Origin of the sequence: Pseudomonas sp. CF161, from assembly GCF_000416215.1 — a bacterium.
Taxonomy (GTDB): Bacteria; Pseudomonadota; Gammaproteobacteria; order Pseudomonadales; family Pseudomonadaceae; genus Aquipseudomonas.
This window is the reverse complement of record NZ_ATLP01000038.1, coordinates 114298-132753: the sequence shown is the minus strand read 5'-3', so window position 1 is coordinate 132753 and position 18456 is coordinate 114298. Positions and strand designations below refer to the sequence as shown.

At 62.9% G+C, this 18456-nt stretch carries 10 protein-coding genes; 6 read left to right on the top strand and 4 right to left on the bottom strand.

Annotated features, from left to right (window positions below):
* Window positions 1-29: 29 nt before the first annotated feature.
* The gene (locus tag CF161_RS05890; protein WP_043228716.1) at window positions 30-5876 is read right to left on the bottom strand and encodes an alpha-2-macroglobulin; all 5847 of its coding nucleotides are present in this window, start codon (window positions 5874-5876) and stop codon (window positions 30-32) included.
* Between the two features lie 171 nt (window positions 5877-6047).
* Window positions 6048-8939, bottom strand: a complete 2892-nt coding sequence (locus tag CF161_RS05885) for a ribonucleoside-diphosphate reductase subunit alpha (protein WP_020295649.1) — start codon at window positions 8937-8939, stop codon at window positions 6048-6050.
* A 735-nt stretch (window positions 8940-9674) separates the two neighbouring features.
* On the opposite strand from CF161_RS05885, the gene CF161_RS05880 reads away from it, so the two are divergent.
* Both CF161_RS05880 and CF161_RS05875 read left to right on the top strand, forming a co-directional pair.
* Window positions 9675-10400: a response regulator gene (locus CF161_RS05880; RefSeq protein WP_020295648.1), complete on the top strand. Its 726-nt coding sequence runs from the start codon at window positions 9675-9677 to the stop codon at window positions 10398-10400.
* The gene (locus CF161_RS05875) at window positions 10397-12010 is read left to right on the top strand and encodes an ATP-binding protein (RefSeq protein WP_020295647.1); all 1614 of its coding nucleotides are present in this window, start codon (window positions 10397-10399) and stop codon (window positions 12008-12010) included. Before CF161_RS05880 ends, CF161_RS05875 begins: the two co-directional genes overlap by 4 nt.
* A gap of 39 nt (window positions 12011-12049) precedes the next feature.
* Here the strand turns inward: CF161_RS05875 and CF161_RS05870 are convergent, their stop codons facing one another.
* On the bottom strand, window positions 12050-12775 hold the full coding sequence (locus CF161_RS05870; protein ID WP_020295646.1) for a 4'-phosphopantetheinyl transferase: 726 nt from the start codon (window positions 12773-12775) through the stop codon (window positions 12050-12052).
* Window positions 12776-13020: 245 nt separating this feature from the next.
* Between CF161_RS05870 and CF161_RS05865 the strand changes: the two genes are divergently transcribed.
* From CF161_RS05865 to CF161_RS05855, 3 genes are all read left to right on the top strand, one after another.
* On the top strand, window positions 13021-13623 hold the full coding sequence (locus CF161_RS05865) for an outer membrane beta-barrel protein (protein WP_020295645.1): 603 nt from the start codon (window positions 13021-13023) through the stop codon (window positions 13621-13623).
* Window positions 13624-13745: 122 nt separating this feature from the next.
* Complete coding sequence (locus tag CF161_RS05860; RefSeq protein ID WP_020295644.1) at window positions 13746-14423, top strand: response regulator; 678 nt, start codon at window positions 13746-13748, stop codon at window positions 14421-14423.
* Window positions 14420-15766: an ATP-binding protein gene (locus CF161_RS05855; protein ID WP_020295643.1), complete on the top strand. Its 1347-nt coding sequence runs from the start codon at window positions 14420-14422 to the stop codon at window positions 15764-15766. The genes CF161_RS05860 and CF161_RS05855 overlap by 4 nt, the downstream gene beginning before the upstream one ends.
* A 10-nt stretch (window positions 15767-15776) precedes the next feature.
* On the opposite strand, the gene CF161_RS05850 is transcribed toward CF161_RS05855, so the two are convergent.
* Complete coding sequence (locus CF161_RS05850) at window positions 15777-16775, bottom strand: AraC family transcriptional regulator (protein ID WP_020295642.1); 999 nt, start codon at window positions 16773-16775, stop codon at window positions 15777-15779.
* Window positions 16776-17109: 334 nt separating this feature from the next.
* Here CF161_RS05850 and CF161_RS05840 point away from each other — a divergent pair, with 334 nt between their 5' ends.
* Window positions 17110-18444 carry a dicarboxylate/amino acid:cation symporter gene (locus tag CF161_RS05840; RefSeq protein WP_020295640.1) on the top strand — a complete coding sequence of 445 codons (1335 nt, stop codon included), beginning with the start codon at window positions 17110-17112 and terminating at the stop codon, window positions 18442-18444.
* Window positions 18445-18456: the final 12 nt, after the last annotated feature.

Here is an 18456-nt window from a genome sequence, read left to right as displayed (position 1 = left end):
GTGCAAGGGGCCTGCGTTGGGGCTGGGGCTCAAGGTTTGACGATTTCAAGCTGGCCTACCTTGCCACGTCCTTGCAGGGTGGTCTGGTAGAGCCCTTCGGCATACGCCGGTGGCGTGTTGAAGGTCCCGGCGTTGGTCGCGCGCACGCGGTAGACAAAGGTCGCGGCGTCGCGCAGCACGGTGCCGTAGAACACCACGCGGTCATCGCGCACATCGATGTACTCCGGCTGCCAGTTGCTCAGCTCACTCTCGCCGACCGGCGCTTGCCAGGATTGCTCGTCGTCATCGCCGGACGATTGCTCCTCGTCTTCATCCTCCTCGTCGCGCTGCTTGGGCTGCGGGGGCAGGCGATAGACCGGCTCGACGCCACCTGGCAACAGGTCGACCACGGCCACTTGTTGCACCTGGTCATGTTCGGTGGCCCGCAGGCGCAGGCGCACCAGGAACTCATCGCCCACGCTGACCTGGGTCACCGGCTGGCCCTTGAGGTCGAGGTAGTCATGGATCACTTCCAGGCCATTGCTCAAGGGCTGGGTATTGGCGCCGCGATCGAAACCGGCTTCGCTGAACATGTAGAACGCGGCAGGACCGGAGGACTTCTCCAGCAGCAGCTTTTCAGTGGCCGCCGGCACCGCACTGCGCGGAGGCTGGCCGACCATGTTCAGCAATTGCTGGGACTTGTCGTTGAGCCAGGCGCTGGCCTTGAGGTGCATGCCGCTGTCGGCGCGCTGCCCGTAGTTGTCCAGCGCCCGCAACAGCAGGGCGGCCGACAGCGAGTTGTAGCGCTGCTCGTTGAGGCGCTTGCCGAGTTTATCCAGCAAGTCGAGCGGCACATCGTCCACCAGGTCGGGGAAGTGTTTGCTCAACAGATGCAGGTGCTCGGCATCGTGCACCAGGGGGTCGTAATACAAACCGTCGCTATCCCAGCGGTCGTTCAGGGTGCGCCAGGGAAGCTTGCGGAACAGCCGATCGGCCTGGCGATCCTGTTTCAGCAGCTTATAGCTGGCCGCCAGGTAGGCCGCGCCCAGGTCGTTCTGCCAGGTATCGCTTTGGTAGGTTTCGTAGCGCTCGCGGATATCGCTCAGGGCGCCGCTGACCAGGATCCCCTGGCGGCTCAGCAGGTAGCTGGCGTAGGCGCGGTTGCGCAGTTCCTGCAGGCCTTCGCTCGGACCGTTGGCGATCTCGGTCAGGTAGGCATTGGCCCGCTCCAGCAGGTCGGCGGGCACGGCCAGGCCGCGTTCGCGGGCTTCGATCAGGAAGTCGGTGGCGTACAGGCTGGCGTAGGGCGTGACCTGTGGGTTGGCCGCCCACAAGCCGAAGCCGCCGGCCTGGTTCTGCCGTTGGCGCAGTACCCGCAGCAGGCCGTCGAAGCCCTGCGTGGAGGGCACGCCCGCTTGCGTATCACGCCAGATCAGCGCCGGCATGGCTTTGGACACCAACTGCTCGGTGCAGGCGTAGGCGTAGTCGTCCAGGTAGTGTTTCAGGCCGTCGGCCCATACCAGTGGCGACGCGGCAACACCCACCTGGACATTGCGCAACTCGCTGAACAGGTTGCGGGTCGGCAGCAGTTCCTGGCTGGCGCCTTCAAAGCGGCCGAGGGTCAGGGCCACCCGGTGTTCGCTCAAGGGGCGTACCGAGGTGGTTTCCGCGACCTGGATCCGTTTGCCGTCGGGCAAGACCGCGATAAAGCGCAGGTCGGCGGAACCGAGGTTTTCCAGGACTTTGATCCGGAACTGCGCCACGCCTTCCTTGCGCGGTTGCAGGTGCAGCGTGCTGCCGGGTTCACCTTCGACCTGCAGCCCGGCGCTGGTTTGCAGCTCGAACTTCACGGCGGTATCGACTTCCAGGTTGCTGAAGACCCCGGCGCTGACCGTGAAAATATCCCCTGGGGCGACAAAGGCCGGCACGTTCGGCGTGATCACCAGCGGGCCGCGGACTTCGCTCGCGCCTTCACTGACGCCGACGCTGTTGGCGTCCACCGCCACGGCGAACAGGTGCAGCTTGCCGTTGAAGTTGTCCGGCAGTTGGTAGTGCAGCACGCTTTCGCCGGCCGGCAGGTCCACCACCCCTGACCACCAGGCCACAGGTGGCTGGTGTTTGCGCTTGAACGGGTTGAGGTGCGACGCCAGGGCGCCCTCGGTGTCGCCACCTGGGGCTGCGCCACTGAGCAGGCGGCTGAACTCCGGCAGGATCAGGTCAAGGATCTGGCTGGTGCCGACTTCCAGGGCGCGCTTCTGGAAGAAGAAGCCCAGCGGGTCGGGCGCCTTGTAGCGTGCGACCTGCAGAATGCCTTCATCAACCGCATAGATCACCGCGCGGGTCGGCCGGTCGTTGCTGACCTTGATATCCAGCACTTGCCCCGGTTCGATCTGTGCCGGGCCTTCGACTTTCAGCGGCATGCGGCGCGCATCGAGGTTGATGCTGAAGGGCACCACACCATAGGACAGCGGGCTCATGTAGACCTCGGACGAGCCGATGTCACGCACGAACTGCACGTTGACGTAGGCGTTGCCCTCCAGGCCCTTGGGCACCCGGATGTGCTGCACGCTGTTGGTGCTGTCGGCCTTGAACCACTGCTGGCTGTAGACCTTGTCGCGCTCGATGGTGATCAGCCCGGCGCCGGTGTAGGGCGCGCGAATGCTGATGGCGATCTCGTCGCCGCTGGCGTAGCTGCGTTTGTCGAGGCGCAGTTGCAGTTCGGCGTTGCGTTCCAGGGAGCGCGAAGTGTTGCCTTTACCGGCCACGCTGTAGTCGATCTGGTTCAGCAGGTTGCCGTTGGCATCCTTGAGTTGCAGGGTGAAGTCGCCGGGCGTCTGGGTGTCCAGCACCTGGGTCGCACCTTGCTCGGTGAGCGTCAGCGGCGAGGCGGGTTGAGCCGTGTCCTTGAGGCGTGACTCGTACTTGTAGGTGCCATTGGCCTGCTTGACCAGCACCGACACGTAGCGGTGCTCGATCACCTGGCTGACCAGGCCTTCGACCGCGCGCGGGCTCAGGTCCGGGCCGACAGCCAGCCAATGCACCTGGCGCGCCGTGCCCTTGGCCACGTAGGACAGCGAGTCCTGGCTCTTGACCCCGATCAGGTAGGGCGCCGAAGACACCAGCAACGAACTTTGCGCCGCCACATTGCGCCCGCCCTCGGCCTCGTACACCTGGGTCAGGACCTGCAGGCGGTAGGTGCTGTTGGCAAAACGCTCGAGGTCCAGGTCGAGCACGGCCTGGCCATTGTCGTCGGCGGTGGTTTCCGCCAGGTCTTCGCTGCTGGCTTCAGTCAGCGAGTCGTTGAGGCGGAAGCGGTACTCGGGGTAACGCTCGAACCCCGCCAGTGCCGGGTTCAGCGACAGGTTGGCGGTGATCCGCCGCCCTGCGGCCGGCGCGCCGAACAGGTGCAGCGCCGTGACCTTGGCCTCGACCTGATCCGGCGCGATCCAGCCGGCGACCGGGGTTTCGTGCAGGCTCAGGCTGACCTTCAGGCGGTCCGGCTCGAAGTCGCGGACCTTGAAGTTGACGCTGCCCAGGTGGGTTCGCAGTTGTTTGTCGCCAATCAGTTGCAGGGTCGCGGTGTAATCGCCGGCCGGTGCCACGTCGCTGCTGGCAAAGTCGTAGCTTTCAAAACCGCTGGAAGACAATTTCAGGGGCTCGCGCACCACCGTCAGGCCCCGTGGGTCGGTGATCAGCAGTTCGACCGGCAGGCCCTGCAAGGCGCCTTTCCAGTCGCCGCTGCGCACGATCATGCCCAGGTGTGCGGTCTCGCCCGGGCGGTACAGGCCCCGGTCGCTGAACAGGTAGGCGCTCAGGCGGTTGCTGGTGCCGTCTTCCTGCAGGCCCCCGACGTCGAAGCGCGACAGGTCCAGCTGTTGCGACTGGCGAGCGATCGGCAGGAATGACTGATCATTGCCGCGGGTCACCACATACATCAGCGGGGTTTTCTCGCGTCGCAGTTCGTCGAGCTTGGCGAAGTGCGCGTGACCCTGGGCGTCGGTCTTGCCACTGCTGACCGGCAGGCCGTTGCGTCCGATGATCTCGACCTGGGCCTCGGCCACCGGCAGGCCGCTGCCGATGGATTGCACGTACAGGTCATGGCTGCCGTCGCTGGAACGCTTGGCGATGATGCCAAGGTCCGTGACCACGATGAAGCGCAGGTCATTGGTCGCGCTTTGCGAGTAACCGTCGAAGGTGCGCTGGCTCGGTTGGTCCTGGGCGCTGAGCTTGAGCACGAAGATCCCGCGGCGTCCGCCGTTGGCACTGAGGTAGCTGCCAAGGTCGACGTTGTCGTATTGGGTCTTGGACGGATCGCTGGAGGACAGCGGGATGTCCAGGGATTGGCGTTCGACCATGCGGTCGAAATAGTCATTGGCAAAGTTGGGGCGGGCAAAACTGCCGCTGCTCTGGTCGACCAGGTGCTGCAGCTGGTTGGGTAGGACGCGGGCGATCTCCACGTGGGCGCCGGGCACGCCACGGGCCATGAAACCCACGCGTTTTTCACCGGTGAGGCTGAGCAGGGCACCGTCGGACAGAAAGCGCAGGGTGCGCGGGTAGGCCGGCATGCTCAGCAACGAGGTTGTAGGGTTTTTCGCCAGGTAGCCGCCAATCGCCTCGATCCGCGCCGGGATTTGCACATAGAGGGTGCGCCCCGCGGGTGCCTTGAACTTGAAGGCGTGCTCGGTATTGAGCGGCTCGACACTGGGTACGTGGCTGAGCTTGATCGGTTGCGAGCGGGCCAGCAGGGCTTCGTCGATGTCCTTGGCGTTCCAGGGGGCGAGGTCGTCCTGGGGTTTTTCCGGCAGCAGCCAGGCCTGGACCTTGCCGGCAATCGCCTCGTCGGCCACGGCGTTGGAGCTGGTGAACATCAGCACCGGCTCGGGTTCGCCGCGATCATTGTCGGCGAAGTTGATTTCGCTGTTGCTGAAGGTCAGCCGATAGCGACCGGGCACCGTCACCAGGCGGGTTTGCGAGGCGGGAGTGGCGTTGCCGCCCAGTTGGGACTTGACCCCTTCGCCGAGGGTCAGGCTGATCTGGTTGGTTTCCAGTGGCGTGGCCAACGCCGGAGAGCGGATATAGGCCTGCAGCTTGAAGGTGTCGAAGCTGATCTCGGGCTGGTTCGCGGCTTTAGGGTCGCGGTATTGCAGGCCGGTGCCGAGGGAGAACTTGATCCGTTTGCGCACGCTCTCTTCATCCACCGGGTGGGTGAACCTGAAGGTGGCGACCTGCTGTTTCAGGCTGGCGTCGACCGGGTCCTGATACAGCTCGTTCTGAACCAGGTTGGCGCTGAACGCGGGGGTGGAAAATGTGCTGCTGTACTGGCTCAACAGTACGCCGTCGGCCAGCAGCTTTTTCTTGGCCAGCTCGACGCTGTATTTGGCATCGATCGGCCAGTCCTGGTCTGGGGTGAATTGCAGGGTGCGGTCCTCGACCCAGCGCCAGTTGCCGGCGACTGCCGGGCTCAGGGTGATGCCTTCAGTCACGGGTTGATTGATGGCTTCAAGGGGCGCCACCGATTCGTTGAAGCGGATACGCAGAGTGTCGATCAGCGGCGGCTGCCGGGTGTAGTCGGTCAGGCTGGGGCCTTGCACGCTGTAATGCACGGTGTGGGGTTGCGGCAGGTTGGCGTACCAGTGCCAGCCATACAGGCCGCCGGCACTCAGCACGGCGAGGGTCGCGATGCCGGCGGCAAATTGCCGTGGGTAGGCCTGGACCTTGCGCCCGATGGCGGTCAGGCCTCGTCCCAGTGCGGGGATCAATTTGCGCAGCCAATAGGGCGGGCGCCATTGGCCAAGAAGGCTTTGCGCCAGCCACAGGGTCAGCCCGAACAACAGGCGTGCCACGGTTGATAAAACGCCGAAAAGGCGGCGCGCTGCGTCCCTGCACCTGGCAAACATTGCAAAAAATCCCTGAAGTTGAATGGCGCGCCATCTTACACCTGAACACCCGCTGTAAACCGTGGTTTAGGCGGTTGTCACCGGTAAATTGCAAGCAAAAGAAAACCCCCGATAAACCAGAGGTCTATCGGGGGTTCGGTTCAAGCGCCTGGCGGCGCTCAAGGGTTCAGCTTATTGGCAAGCTTCGCAATCCGGCTCGTCGATGGCGCAAGCCTTCGGCACCGGAGCAGGACCTGCCGGAGCGGCCAGGACCGAGTCATCACCGTGGTTGCCGCTGGAAACAGCGTTCAACTTGCTGGTGCTGATGGTGGACTTCTCGGTGCTGGTCGCGGCCAGGGCACGGAGGTAGTAAGTGGTTTTCAGGCCACGGTACCAAGCCATGCGGTAGGTCACGTCAAGCTTCTTGCCCGAAGCGCCGGCGATGTACAGGTTCAGCGACTGAGCCTGGTCGATCCACTTCTGGCGACGGCTGGCGGCGTCGACGATCCACTTGGTGTCCACTTCGAAGGCCGTCGCGTAGAGCTCTTTGAGTTCTTGCGGGATGCGCTCGATCTGCTGCACCGAACCGTCGTAGTACTTCAGGTCGTTGATCATGACCGAGTCCCACAGGCCGCGGGCTTTCAGGTCGCGGACCAGGTACGGGTTGATCACGGTGAATTCGCCCGACAGGTTCGATTTCACATACAGGTTCTGATAGGTCGGTTCGATCGACTGCGACACGCCGGTGATGTTGGCGATGGTGGCGGTCGGTGCGATGGCCATGATGTTGGAGTTGCGAATGCCTTTCTGCACACGGGCGCGAACTGGTGCCCAGTCCAGGGATTCGTTCAGGTCGACATCGATGTACTTCTGGCCACGTTGCTCGATCAGGATCTGTTGCGAATCCAGCGGCAAGATGCCTTTGGACCACAGCGAACCCTGGAACGTCTCGTAGGCGCCGCGCTCGTCGGCCAGGTCGCAGGAAGCCTGGATCGCGTAGTAGCTGACCGCTTCCATGGACTTGTCGGCGAACTCGACCGCAGCATCCGAACCGTAAGGAATGTGCTGCAGGTACAGCGCGTCCTGGAAGCCCATGATGCCCAGGCCCACTGGACGGTGCTTGAAGTTGGAGTTCTGCGCCTGTGGCACCGAGTAGTAGTTGATGTCGATCACGTTATCGAGCATGCGTACGGCGGTGTTCACGGTGCGTGCCAGCTTGGCGGTGTCCAGCTTGCCGTTGGTGATGTGGTTCGGCAGGTTGATCGAGCCCAGGTTGCAAACGGCGATCTCGTCCTTGTTGGTGTTCAAGGTGATCTCGGTGCACAGGTTCGAGCTGTGGACCACGCCTACGTGCTGCTGCGGGCTGCGCAGGTTGCATGGGTCCTTGAAGGTCAGCCATGGGTGGCCGGTTTCAAACAGCATGGACAGCATTTTGCGCCACAGGTCTTTGGCCTGGATGGTCTTGAACAGCTTGATCTTGCCCGGGTACTGGGACAGGGCTTCGTAGTACTCGTAACGCTCTTCGAAGGCCTTGCCGGTCAGGTCGTGCAGGTCCGGCACTTCGGATGGCGAGAACAGGGTCCACGGGCCGTCATCGAAGACGCGCTTCATGAACAGGTCAGGGATCCAGTTGGCGGTGTTCATGTCGTGGGTACGACGACGGTCATCACCGGTGTTCTTGCGCAGCTCGATGAACTCTTCGATGTCCATGTGCCAGGTTTCCAGGTAGGCACAGACAGCGCCTTTGCGCTTGCCACCCTGGTTTACGGCAACGGCGGTGTCGTTCACTACTTTGAGGAACGGAACCACGCCCTGGGATTTGCCGTTGGTGCCCTTGATGTACGAACCCAGTGCGCGCACCGGAGTCCAGTCGTTACCCAGGCCGCCAGCGAATTTGGACAGCATGGCGTTGTCGTGGATCGCGTGGTAGATGCCCGACAGGTCGTCCGGCACGGTGGTCAGGTAGCAGCTCGACAGCTGTGGACGCAGGGTGCCGGCGTTGAACAGGGTCGGGGTCGAGGCCATGTAGTCGAAAGACGACAACAGGTTGTAGAACTCGATGGCGCGGTCTTCGCGTTGTTTCTCTTCGATCGCCAGGCCCATGGCCACGCGCATGAAGAAGATCTGCGGCAGTTCGAAACGCACGCCATCCTTGTGGATGAAGTAGCGGTCGTACAGGGTTTGCAGGCCCAGGTAGGTGAACTGCTGGTCGCGCTCGTGGTTGATGGCCTTGCCGAGTTTTTCCAGGTCGAACTCGGCCAGGACCGGGTTCAGCAATTCGAATTGAATGCCCTTGGCGATGTAGGAAGGCAGTGCCTTGGCATACAGGTCGACCATCTCGTGGTGAGTGGCGCTTTCGGCCACTTCGAGGAAACTCAGGCCTTCGGCACGCAGGGTGTCCATCAGCAGGCGAGCGGTCACGAAGGAGTAGTTCGGCTCACGCTCGACCAGGGTACGGGCGGTCATCACCAGGGCGGTGTTGACGTCCTTGAGGGCCACGCCGTCGTAGAGGTTCTTCAGGGTTTCGCGCTGGATCAGGTCGCCGTCGACTTCTTCCAGGCCTTCGCAGGCTTCGCTGACGATGGTGTTCAGGCGGCCCATGTCGAGCGGCGCCATGCTGCCATCGGCGCGGGTGATGCGGATCGATGGGTGAGCCTGTACCGGCTCTTCGCTGGTGGAACGCACGGCGCGCTCTTTGGCGCGGGAGTCGCGGTAGATCACATAGTCGCGCGCCACTTTCTGCTCGCCGGCACGCATCAGGGCCAGTTCGACCTGGTCCTGGATTTCTTCGATGTGGATGGTGCCACCCGATGGCATGCGGCGCTTGAAGGTCGCGGTGACCTGTTCGGTCAGGCGGGCCACGGTGTCGTGGATTCGCGACGAAGCGGCAGCATTGCCGCCTTCAACTGCAAGAAACGCTTTGGTGATAGCGACGGTGATTTTGTCGTCGGTGTAAGGAACGACAGTGCCGTTACGCTTGATCACGCGCAGTTGGCCGGGCGCGGTGGCGGACAGATCCAGATTGGAATCAGCGGCCTGCGGCGCGGTGCCCTGCGGGTTCTCGCGAGTTGTGTCGGTTTGCATGGGTGTCTCCACGTTCTCTATGTTTGTTTGGGCACCATCACGGTGCCCACCGTTCCGTCCTGAAGCACTACAACCGGCGTGGGCCGGGCATAACCACTTCGGGACAGTTCAGGAAGGGGGCTGTTGGCGCCGCTTCCATGCCGAAGTCTTGGTTCCCGAGCTTTTGGCTCAAGCACCTGTTCCTGATGGATGACAGTCTGTGACTGCAACACCCGTACCGTTTTCCCCTGTGGCAGGTTGGAAAACAGTAGCCATCCGCACGCGCGGTCTTGGTCTTCTAAAAAAGCGATTGGTTCACCAAACTTGGGCAAGAAAAGGGCTTGAGTTTCTTGTCTGATTTGTGTTTGGTTTTTTGCGCAAAACCCTAGATGTAGGGTTTTTTTTGCGCCGGGCTACAAGATAATGCGTTTTTGGGGGTGAATGCAATGTACAGCCTGTGGATAAGGTTGTGCGTAAATTGTGTATGAAAGCCGCAAACCTCATGCAGGCCGCAGTAGGCCTGGATCAAACCGTTTGTCACTGTTTTTTACCGCCGGAAGCTGCCCTGGGCGGATTTTTGCGGGCGCGAACCCTATCACAAAAAAGGCCGCTGTCCGAACCGATTTGCCTCCTTGTGTTCACCTGCCTGGCCATTGCTACAATCGGCCGCGCTTTAAGCAGTCTTATCCACCTCAAACATTACAAAAAGACGGGTGGATCCTTCCTGAATATGTTCTTGGCAAGAAGAGGTCACCCGTGGAGCAAGAAGCCTGGCAGGTATTGATTGTTGAGGACGACCAGCGTCTGGCCGAGTTGACCCGTGAGTACCTGGAGAGCAATGGCCTGCAGGTGGCCATAGAAGGCAACGGTGCGCTGGCGGCGGCGCGGATCATCAACGAGCAGCCGGATCTGGTGATTCTCGACCTGATGCTGCCCGGCGAAGACGGCTTGAGCATCTGCCGCAAGGTGCGCCACCGCTATGACGGGCCGATCCTGATGCTCACCGCGCGCTCCGACGACATGGACCAGGTCATGGGCCTGGACCTGGGCGCCGACGATTATGTCTGCAAGCCCGTGCGCCCGCGGCTGCTGCTGGCGCGGATCCAGGCCCTGCTGCGGCGCAGCGAGGCGCCGGAAGCGGCGGTCCCGGAGAAGCAGCGACGCCTGCAGTTCGGCCCGCTGGTGGTCGACAGTGCGCTGCGCGAGGCGTGGCTGAACGAGGCGGGGATCGAATTGACCAGTGCCGAGTTCGACCTGCTCTGGCTATTGGTGGCCAACGCCGGGCGCATTCTGTCCCGCGAAGAAATCTTCACCGCCCTGCGTGGCATCGGCTACGACGGCCAGGACCGCTCGATCGATGTGCGCATCTCGCGCATTCGCCCCAAGATCGGCGACGACCCGGAGCACCCGCGCCTGATCAAGACCATCCGCAGCAAGGGCTACCTGTTCGTCCCTGAAGCCGCTGCCGATATGCCGCTGTGAACTCGATCTTCCTGCGCATCTACGGCGGCATGTGCGCCGCCCTGATCCTGGTGGCGCTGCTTGGCGTGCTGGCCCTGCACCTGCTTAATAATGTGCGCAGCGAGCAGTATCGCGAGCGCCTGGCCCATGGCACGTTTTCGCTGATGGCCGACAACCTGCAGCCGATGAGTGAGATCGAGCGCCGGCGCGCCCTGGCATTGTGGGAGCGGCTCCTGGGGATTCCCCTGGCCTTGCAGACATTCGCCCAGACCAGCCTCGACAGCGGCCAGCGCAGCCGCGTGCTGCGAGGCCAGGCCCTGGTGGAGCAGACCGGGCCGCACGCAGCAAGGGTCTACCGGTTGGTCAGCGACAAGGAACAACTGCTGCTGACCGGCGAGGTGCAGCAGATCAGCGAGCAATTGGCGCGCGCGACTATTTACCTGCTGGCCGACGAACTGGTGCGCTACCCGGTCGCCGAGCAACCGCAACGCCTGGCGGACTTGAAGGAAGCCAAGGGGTTTGGTTTCGATATGCACCTGGTGATCCTTGAACAGGCCGACATGGACGAAGACCAGCGCCGCCGCGTCGCCGAGGGCGATACGGTGATGGCGTTGGGCAAGGGGGGCGATTCGATCCGGGTGTTTGCTGGCATGGTTGGCACGCCCTGGGTCCTGGAAATCGGCCCGCTGTATCAGATGAACCCCTATCCGCCCGAGTGGCTGGTGCTGATCGCCGCCCTGGGCCTGAGCCTGATCGGCTTGATCGTCTATCTCCTGGTGCGTCAGCTGGAGCGGCGCCTGCGCGGGCTGGAGTCAGCGGCTACGCGCATCGCCGAGGGCAGCCTGGAAACCCGGGTTCCCGCCCGCGGCGCCGACTCGATCGGGCGCCTGGCGGCGGCGTTCAATGGCATGGCCGAGCACTTGCAACGTCTGCTGGCGATCCAGCGTGAGCTGGTGCGGGCGGTGTCCCACGAGTTGCGCACGCCGGTGGCACGCCTGCGCTTTGGCCTGGAAATGATCGGCTCGGCCACCACCCCGGCGGCGCGGGACAAGTACATGGAGGGCATGGACAGCGATATCCAGGACCTGGACCGCCTGGTGGATGAAATGCTCACCTATGCGCGCCTGGAGCAGGGTTCGCCGGCGCTGAACTTCCAGCGCATCGACCTTGATGCCCTGGTCAGCCAGGTGATCAGCGAACTGGCGCCGCTGCGGGCCGAGGTCAAGGTCCAGCGCGGGTTGTGCCTGTCGGCCGCCAATTGTGATGACGCCTGGGTCGAGGCCGAGCCGCGCTATCTGCACCGGGCCTTGCAGAACCTGGTGAGCAACGCCATGCGCCACGCCGAATCCCAGGTGACCATCAGCTATCAGGTCGGGCAGGTGCGGTGCCGGGTGGACGTTGAAGACGATGGCCCCGGGGTTCCGGAAAGCGCTTGGGAGCGGATCTTCACCCCCTTTCTGCGGCTGGATGACAGCCGTACCCGAGCCTCCGGCGGGCATGGCCTGGGCCTGTCGATTGTGCGGCGGATCATTCACTGGCACGACGGTCGCGCGCTGATCGGGCGCAGCAAGAGCCTGGGCGGCGCCTGTTTCAGCCTGAGCTGGCCACGTCATCAAGAAGAGAAGCCCTGAAGCTCCAGGCCTCAGGCCTGGGGCTTGGGCGCGCCGGTCTCAACCGGGAATGCTGACCAGGCTCAGCAACTGCCCATCCTGCAGCGCAAACTGCGCGTCCAGTTGCGTGCCGTTGCGCCATTCGCTGGACAGGTCTTGCAACAGGCGCAGGCGCACCTGGCCGGCCTCGGTCCACTCCAGCACTTCGGCATGTTCGAAATAGAAGCGCTGCTGGACGATCGGGTACAGCGCCTTGAACAGGCTTTCCTTCACTGAAAAGGTCAGGGTCACCGACAGCGCGAGATGCTCGCTGGGGCCGGCGGCCATGCGCTGCAACTCCGGCGCGGTGAGGATCTCGCCCGCCAGGCGCCGGGCACGTTCGGCATCCAGCAGGTTTTCCAGGTCCATGCCCAGGCCGCGCCAGTGCTCCTTGCGCGCCACGATTGCCGCTGCCCGGCCGGTGCTGTGGGTGATCGAGCCGCAGATGTGCGCTGGCCATACCGGTGCCCGGTCGTCCCCGATGGGCGGGGTGCAGTCCAGGCCTTCCAGGCGTTGCAGGGCGGCGCGGGCACACAGGCGCCCGGCAAGGAACTCGGCCTGGCGCTTGGCGACCGAGCGCTGAATGCTCGCCGGCGGCTCGATGGCGCAGCGCTGGAAGTCGTCCGCCGCCAGTTGCGCGGGGTTGAAGTGGGTGCTGAGCAGGACGCTATTGGCCAGCGCCTGGGGCAGCGGCCAGTGGGCGTCGAGTGGGGTGCAGCAGGCGGGCAGGGCGGGGAGAGAATTCATGTCCGGCATTTTGCCGGGTTGCGCGGTTGCGGGGTAGCCCCGGGGTTTGAGGGTGCCTCTATAAGCAGCGGCGCCAGTATGGCGGCTGAGGCCCCATTACTGCTGTTTTGCGGAAAATAGCTGAAAAAACAGCAGGGTGGGTTCGGTTCAGGCCAGGTTCAGAGTGTGTTCAGGGGGAGTTCAGGGGGTGGTGGTTAACCTAGCTCCGTACCCAAATAGCACATAGCGAATGAGGAAATTCCCTAATGACTTCTATCAAAAAGATGATCCTGGCCTTCACTGTTCTCGGCGCCAGCGCCGCTGCCCAAGCCGCTGATAGCAACTTCGCCGGTCTGAGCTACGGCCTGACCAGCGACAAGGTCAGCAAGTCCAGCCTGCTCAACAACAACCTCGGCCACCCGGATTCCGATGGTGTGATCGCCAAGGACAGCACCTTCGGTGTGCGCTTCGGCCAGTTGAATGACCAGGCCCGTTACTACGCCACTTATGAATATGTTTCTGGCTCGCACAATGGCATTAAACTGCGTCAGCAAAATCTGCTGGGCAGCTACGATATGTTCCTGCCAGTGACCAGCAGCACCAAACTGTTCGGTGGCGCCACCGCCGGCCTGGTCAAGATGACCCAGGAATCGCCAGGCTTCAGCCGTGACAGCGACATCGGTTATGCGGTCGGCGTACAGGCCGGCGTGCTGCAGCAAGTTTCGCAGAACACCTCGGTTGAGCTGGGTTATCGTTACCTGCGCAGCAACGCCAGCACCGAAATGAGCGAGCGCGGCGGCAGCAAGCAGGGTTCGCTGAACCTGGACAGCAGCGCCCAGACCTACCTGTCGGCCAACTACGCGTTCTGACCCGTACTCTGGCTTTGACTGACGCCGGATCTGGCCCAAAGGCAGATCCGGCGTTGCCGTATGAGTAATCAGGGGGCCTGAATGCCCTTTGGAGTTGTGGATATTTTGCCTGGGAGAGCTTTATGAAACTGCTGGTCGTTGAGGATGAGGCGCTGCTGCGCCATCACCTGCAAACCCGGCTCACGGACAGTGGTCATGTGGTCGAGTCCGTGGCCAACGCCGAAGAGGCGCTGTATCAGAGCGAGCAGTTCAATCACGATCTGGCGGTGATCGACCTCGGGCTGCCGGGCATGGGTGGCCTGGACCTGATCCGCCAGTTGCGCGCCCGTGGCAAGACGTTCCCGATCCTGATCCTGACCGCTCGCGGCAACTGGCAGGACAAGGTCGAAGGGCTGGCAGCCGGCGCTGACGACTATGTGGTCAAGCCCTTCCAGTTCGAAGAACTGGACGCGCGCCTGAATGCCTTGCTGCGCCGTTCCAGTGGCTTTACCCAATCGACCATCATCGCCGGGCCGCTGCTGCTCGACCTCAATCGCAAGCAGGCCTCCCTGGATGAGCAGCCGCTGGCGCTGACCGCCTATGAGTACCGGATTCTTGAATACCTGATGCGTCATCACCAGCAAGTGGTGGCCAAGGATCGGTTGATGGAGCAGTTGTACCCGGACGACGACGAGCGCGATCCAAACGTGATCGAAGTGCTGGTCGGGCGCTTGCGGCGCAAGCTGGAGGCTCCGTCGGGCTTCAAACCGATCGAGACCGTGCGTGGCCTGGGCTACCTGTTCAATGAGCGCTGCCGATGATTCGATCGCTGCGCTTGCGCCTGATGCTGGCCGCCACCACCCTGGCGGTGCTGTTCATGCTGGCATTGTTGCCGGCCATGCAAGGCGCGTTCAGCCTGGCGCTGCAGGACTCCATCGAGCAGCGCCTGGCCTCCGACGTGACCACCTTGATCTCGGCGGCGCGGGTCGAAGGCAATCACCTGCAGATGCCGATGCAATTGCCGGACGAGCGTTTCAACCTCACCGACAGCCGTTTGCTCGGCTACATCTATGATCGTGAAGGGCACCTGGTGTGGCGCTCGAAAGCGACGCGGGAAGAGAGCATCAACTACAAGCCGCGCTATGACGGGCGTGGTAACGAATTCGCCAAAATCCGCGACGCCGATGGCCAGGAGTTCTTCGTCTACGACGTCGAGGTCAAGCTGCTAGGCGGTAAAAGTGCGGCCTTCAGTATCGTCGCCTTGCAGCCGGTGCGTGAGTACCAGCAGACCCTGGAAGGCGTGCGGGAAAACCTCTACCTGGGGTTCGGCGCGGCGTTGCTGGTGTTGTTGGCATTGCTCTGGCTCGGCCTGACCTGGGGCCTGCAGGCCTTGCGCCGCTTGAGCCAGGAGTTGGACCAGATCGAAAGCGGTACCCGCGAAAGCCTCAGCGAAGAACACCCGCGCGAGCTGCTGCGGCTCACCGGCTCGTTGAACCGCCTGTTGCACAGCGAGCGCGAGCAGCGCAGCCGATACCGCGACTCGCTGGATGACCTGGCCCACAGCCTGAAAACCCCGCTGGCGGTGTTGCAGGGAGTCAGTGAAGACATGGCCCAGCGCCCCCAGGACCGTGACCAGGCCTGGGTCCTGCAAAGCCAGATCGAGCGCATGAGTCAGCAGATCAGCTATCAATTGCAGCGCGCCAGCCTGCGTAAAAGCGGCCTGGTGCGGCACCAGGTCAGGTTGCGTCCGGTGCTTCAAAGCCTGTGCGACACCCTGGACAAGGTGTACCGCGACAAGCAGGTGCGGGTCTCTTTCGACCTGCCGGAGCAGTGCTATGTGCCGATTGAGCACGGTGCCCTGCTGGAAATGCTCGGCAACCTGCTGGAGAACGCCTACCGCCTGTGCCTGAGCCAGGTGCGCATCAGCGTGCGCGACACCCTCGAGGGCGCTGAACTCTGTGTCGAGGATGACGGCCCCGGCGTACCACCGGACCAGCGCGCGCGGATTCTGCAACGTGGCGAACGCCTGGACCGCCAGCATCCGGGGCAGGGGATTGGCCTGGCGGTGGTCAAGGACATCATCGACAGTTACGGCGCGCAGCTGACGCTGGGGGATTCCTCCCTGGGGGGCGCGGCGTTCCGGATTCACTTCCCGATCATCTGAAGCCGTGGGCTCAATGCTCCTGGGCGCGGTAGGCGCCCGGGGTCAGGCCGGTCCACTTCTTGAAGGCCCGATGAAAGGCCGAGGGCTCGGAAAACCCCAGCTGCTCGGCGATCTGTTGCAACGACAGGTCGGCCCGCCCCAGGTGATAGATGGCGATATCGCGCCGCAACTGATCCTTCAACTCCTGAAAACTCGACCCTTCTTCACGCAGGTGCCGGCGCAGGGTCTGTGGGCTGATGTGCAGTTGCCGGGCCACGCTTTCCAGGTCTGGCCAGTGCTCGCAGTCGCGACTGAGCAGGCGGCGCAGCTGGCTGCTCAGGCTGTCGCCAGGGTCCGGCCGCGACAGCAGGTCTGCCGGTGAGCGTTCAAGAAAGTGCTTGAGGGTCCGTTCGTCCTGCAGCAATGGCAGGTCCAGGTAGCGGCTGTGGAACAGCAGGCTGCTGTGCTCGGCGCCAAACACCAGGGGGCAGGGGAACAACAGGTCGTATTCGGCGCCGTGCCCGGGCCGGGGGTAACTGAAGGTCGCCTGCTCCAGGCGAATCCGTTGGCCGACCAGCCAACTGCCGAGGCGATGCCAGATCACCAGCAGGCTTTCGCTGAGGAAGTGGTCCGGGTCCCGCAGTTGACTGTCGTCCAGGCTCAGGCGGGTCATCTCGCCTTCACGACTGAGGCTCAGACGCGGGGCCTGCGGGAATAGGCTATAAAATAATAAGCCGCGATTGAGCGCCTTCCCCAGGGTCCGGCAGTGAATCAGCGCGTGGCACATCATGGCGAAGGTGCCGCGCTTGCTCGGCTCGGGCGCGAACCCCAGGTATTCGTCGTCCAGTGCTTGCCAGAGCAATTGCAGCAAGCCGCTGAACTGCTCGGGGGCGATACGTGCCCTGGGCTCGTTGAGCAGTTCGGCGCTGATGCCCACCTGTTGCAGCAGCGCCGAGCAGTCATGGCCACGCCGATGCGCGCCGCCTAGAGCGGCACGGGCGAAATGACTGGCGATGGTGCGTTCGCGCATGCGGGCTGTTCCGTCCATTGAGTGGCGGATGGTAGTCAGCGGGTACGAGGTGGACAAGGCGGATATCCGCCAAATTGTAGGACGAGCGAGGGGCAATGGGCGGAAATCCGCCATGTCGAACCCCGACAAAGAATCCGAGTGTTTGCTTGTGGCCCTGATGTCTAAAGGCCTGCAGGGCATTTTCAACAAGGTGGCACGGGCTTTGCGATAAGGCCGATAGAGATGCCTGCGCGCAGCTCGACAAAACAAATCCCTCCAGTGCAGGAGGGTTCGCACTTTAGGCGTCGTGTGCATCGATGGATGATGTTCACCGGGGCTTTTGAGGAACTTTGCAATGACGACTCGTCAGCCACTGTACAAATCCCTGTATTTCCAGGTGATCGTTGCCATCGCCATCGGCATCCTGCTCGGTCACTTCTACCCGCAGACCGGCGTCGCCTTGAAGCCGCTGGGTGACGGGTTCATCAAACTGATCAAAATGGTCATCGCCCCGATCATCTTCTGCACCGTTGTCAGCGGTATCGCCGGCATGCAGAGCATGAAATCGGTGGGCAAGACCGGCGGCTATGCGCTGCTGTACTTCGAAATCGTCTCCACCATCGCGCTGCTGATCGGCCTGGTCGTGGTCAACGTCGTCCAGCCGGGCGCCGGCATGCACATCGACGTCGCCACCCTCGACGCGTCGAAAGTCGCTGCCTACGTGACGGCCGGTGCTGACCAGAGCATCGTCGGCTTCCTGCTCAACGTGATCCCCAACACCATCGTCGGCGCCTTCGCCAACGGCGACATCCTGCAAGTGTTGATGTTCTCGGTGATCTTCGGTTTCGCCCTGCATCGCCTGGGTGCCTACGGCAAGCCGGTGCTGGACTTCATCGATCGCTTCGCCCACGTGATGTTCAACATCATCAACATGATCATGAAGCTCGCGCCAATCGGTGCCCTGGGCGCCATGGCCTTCACCATCGGTGCCTACGGTGTCGGCTCGCTGGTGCAGTTGGGTCAACTGATGATCTGCTTCTACATCACCTGCGTGCTGTTCGTGGTGGTGGTACTGGGCGCCATCTGCCGCGCTCACGGTTTCAGCGTGCTGAAACTGATCCGCTACATCCGTGAAGAGCTGCTGATCGTACTGGGTACTTCCTCGTCCGAATCGGCTCTGCCGCGCATGCTGATCAAAATGGAACGCCTGGGTGCCAAGAAGTCGGTAGTCGGCCTGGTTATCCCGACCGGTTATTCCTTCAACCTCGACGGCACGTCGATCTACCTGACCATGGCGGCCGTGTTTATCGCCCAGGCGACCGACACCCACATGGACATCACTCACCAGATCACTCTGCTGCTGGTGCTGCTGCTGTCCTCCAAAGGCGCTGCGGGCGTGACTGGCAGTGGCTTCATCGTGCTGGCGGCCACCCTGTCGGCGGTCGGTCACCTGCCGGTGGCTGGTCTGGCACTGATCCTGGGTATCGACCGCTTCATGTCCGAAGCCCGTGCCCTGACCAACCTGGTGGGTAACGCCGTGGCCACCCTGGTGGTTGCCAAGTGGGTCAAGGAACTGGACGAAGACAAGCTGCAGGTCGAGCTGGCTTCCGGTGGTCGTGGTATCTCCGACACCCGTGAAGAAGATGACCTGGGCGTGGCCGAAGGCCCGGCGCCAAGCATCCTCAAATAAAGCTGTGTGTTG

What these genes read in the sequence shown, in the direction of transcription:
- CF161_RS05855 (WP_020295643.1), top strand. Translation starts at nt 14,420, where the DNA reads ATGATTCGATCGCTGCGCTTGCGCCTGATGCTGGCCGCCACCACCCTG.
- CF161_RS05865 (WP_020295645.1), top strand. Translation starts at nt 13,021, where the DNA reads ATGACTTCTATCAAAAAGATGATCCTGGCCTTCACTGTTCTCGGCGCC.
- CF161_RS05870 (WP_020295646.1), bottom strand. Translation starts at nt 12,775, where the DNA reads ATGAATTCTCTCCCCGCCCTGCCCGCCTGCTGCACCCCACTCGACGCC.
- CF161_RS05885 (WP_020295649.1), bottom strand. Translation starts at nt 8,939, where the DNA reads ATGCAAACCGACACAACTCGCGAGAACCCGCAGGGCACCGCGCCGCAG.
- CF161_RS05860 (WP_020295644.1), top strand. Translation starts at nt 13,746, where the DNA reads ATGAAACTGCTGGTCGTTGAGGATGAGGCGCTGCTGCGCCATCACCTG.
- CF161_RS05840 (WP_020295640.1), top strand. Translation starts at nt 17,110, where the DNA reads ATGACGACTCGTCAGCCACTGTACAAATCCCTGTATTTCCAGGTGATC.
- CF161_RS05890 (WP_043228716.1), bottom strand. Translation starts at nt 5,876, where the DNA reads ATGTTTGCCAGGTGCAGGGACGCAGCGCGCCGCCTTTTCGGCGTTTTA.
- CF161_RS05850 (WP_020295642.1), bottom strand. Translation starts at nt 16,775, where the DNA reads ATGCGCGAACGCACCATCGCCAGTCATTTCGCCCGTGCCGCTCTAGGC.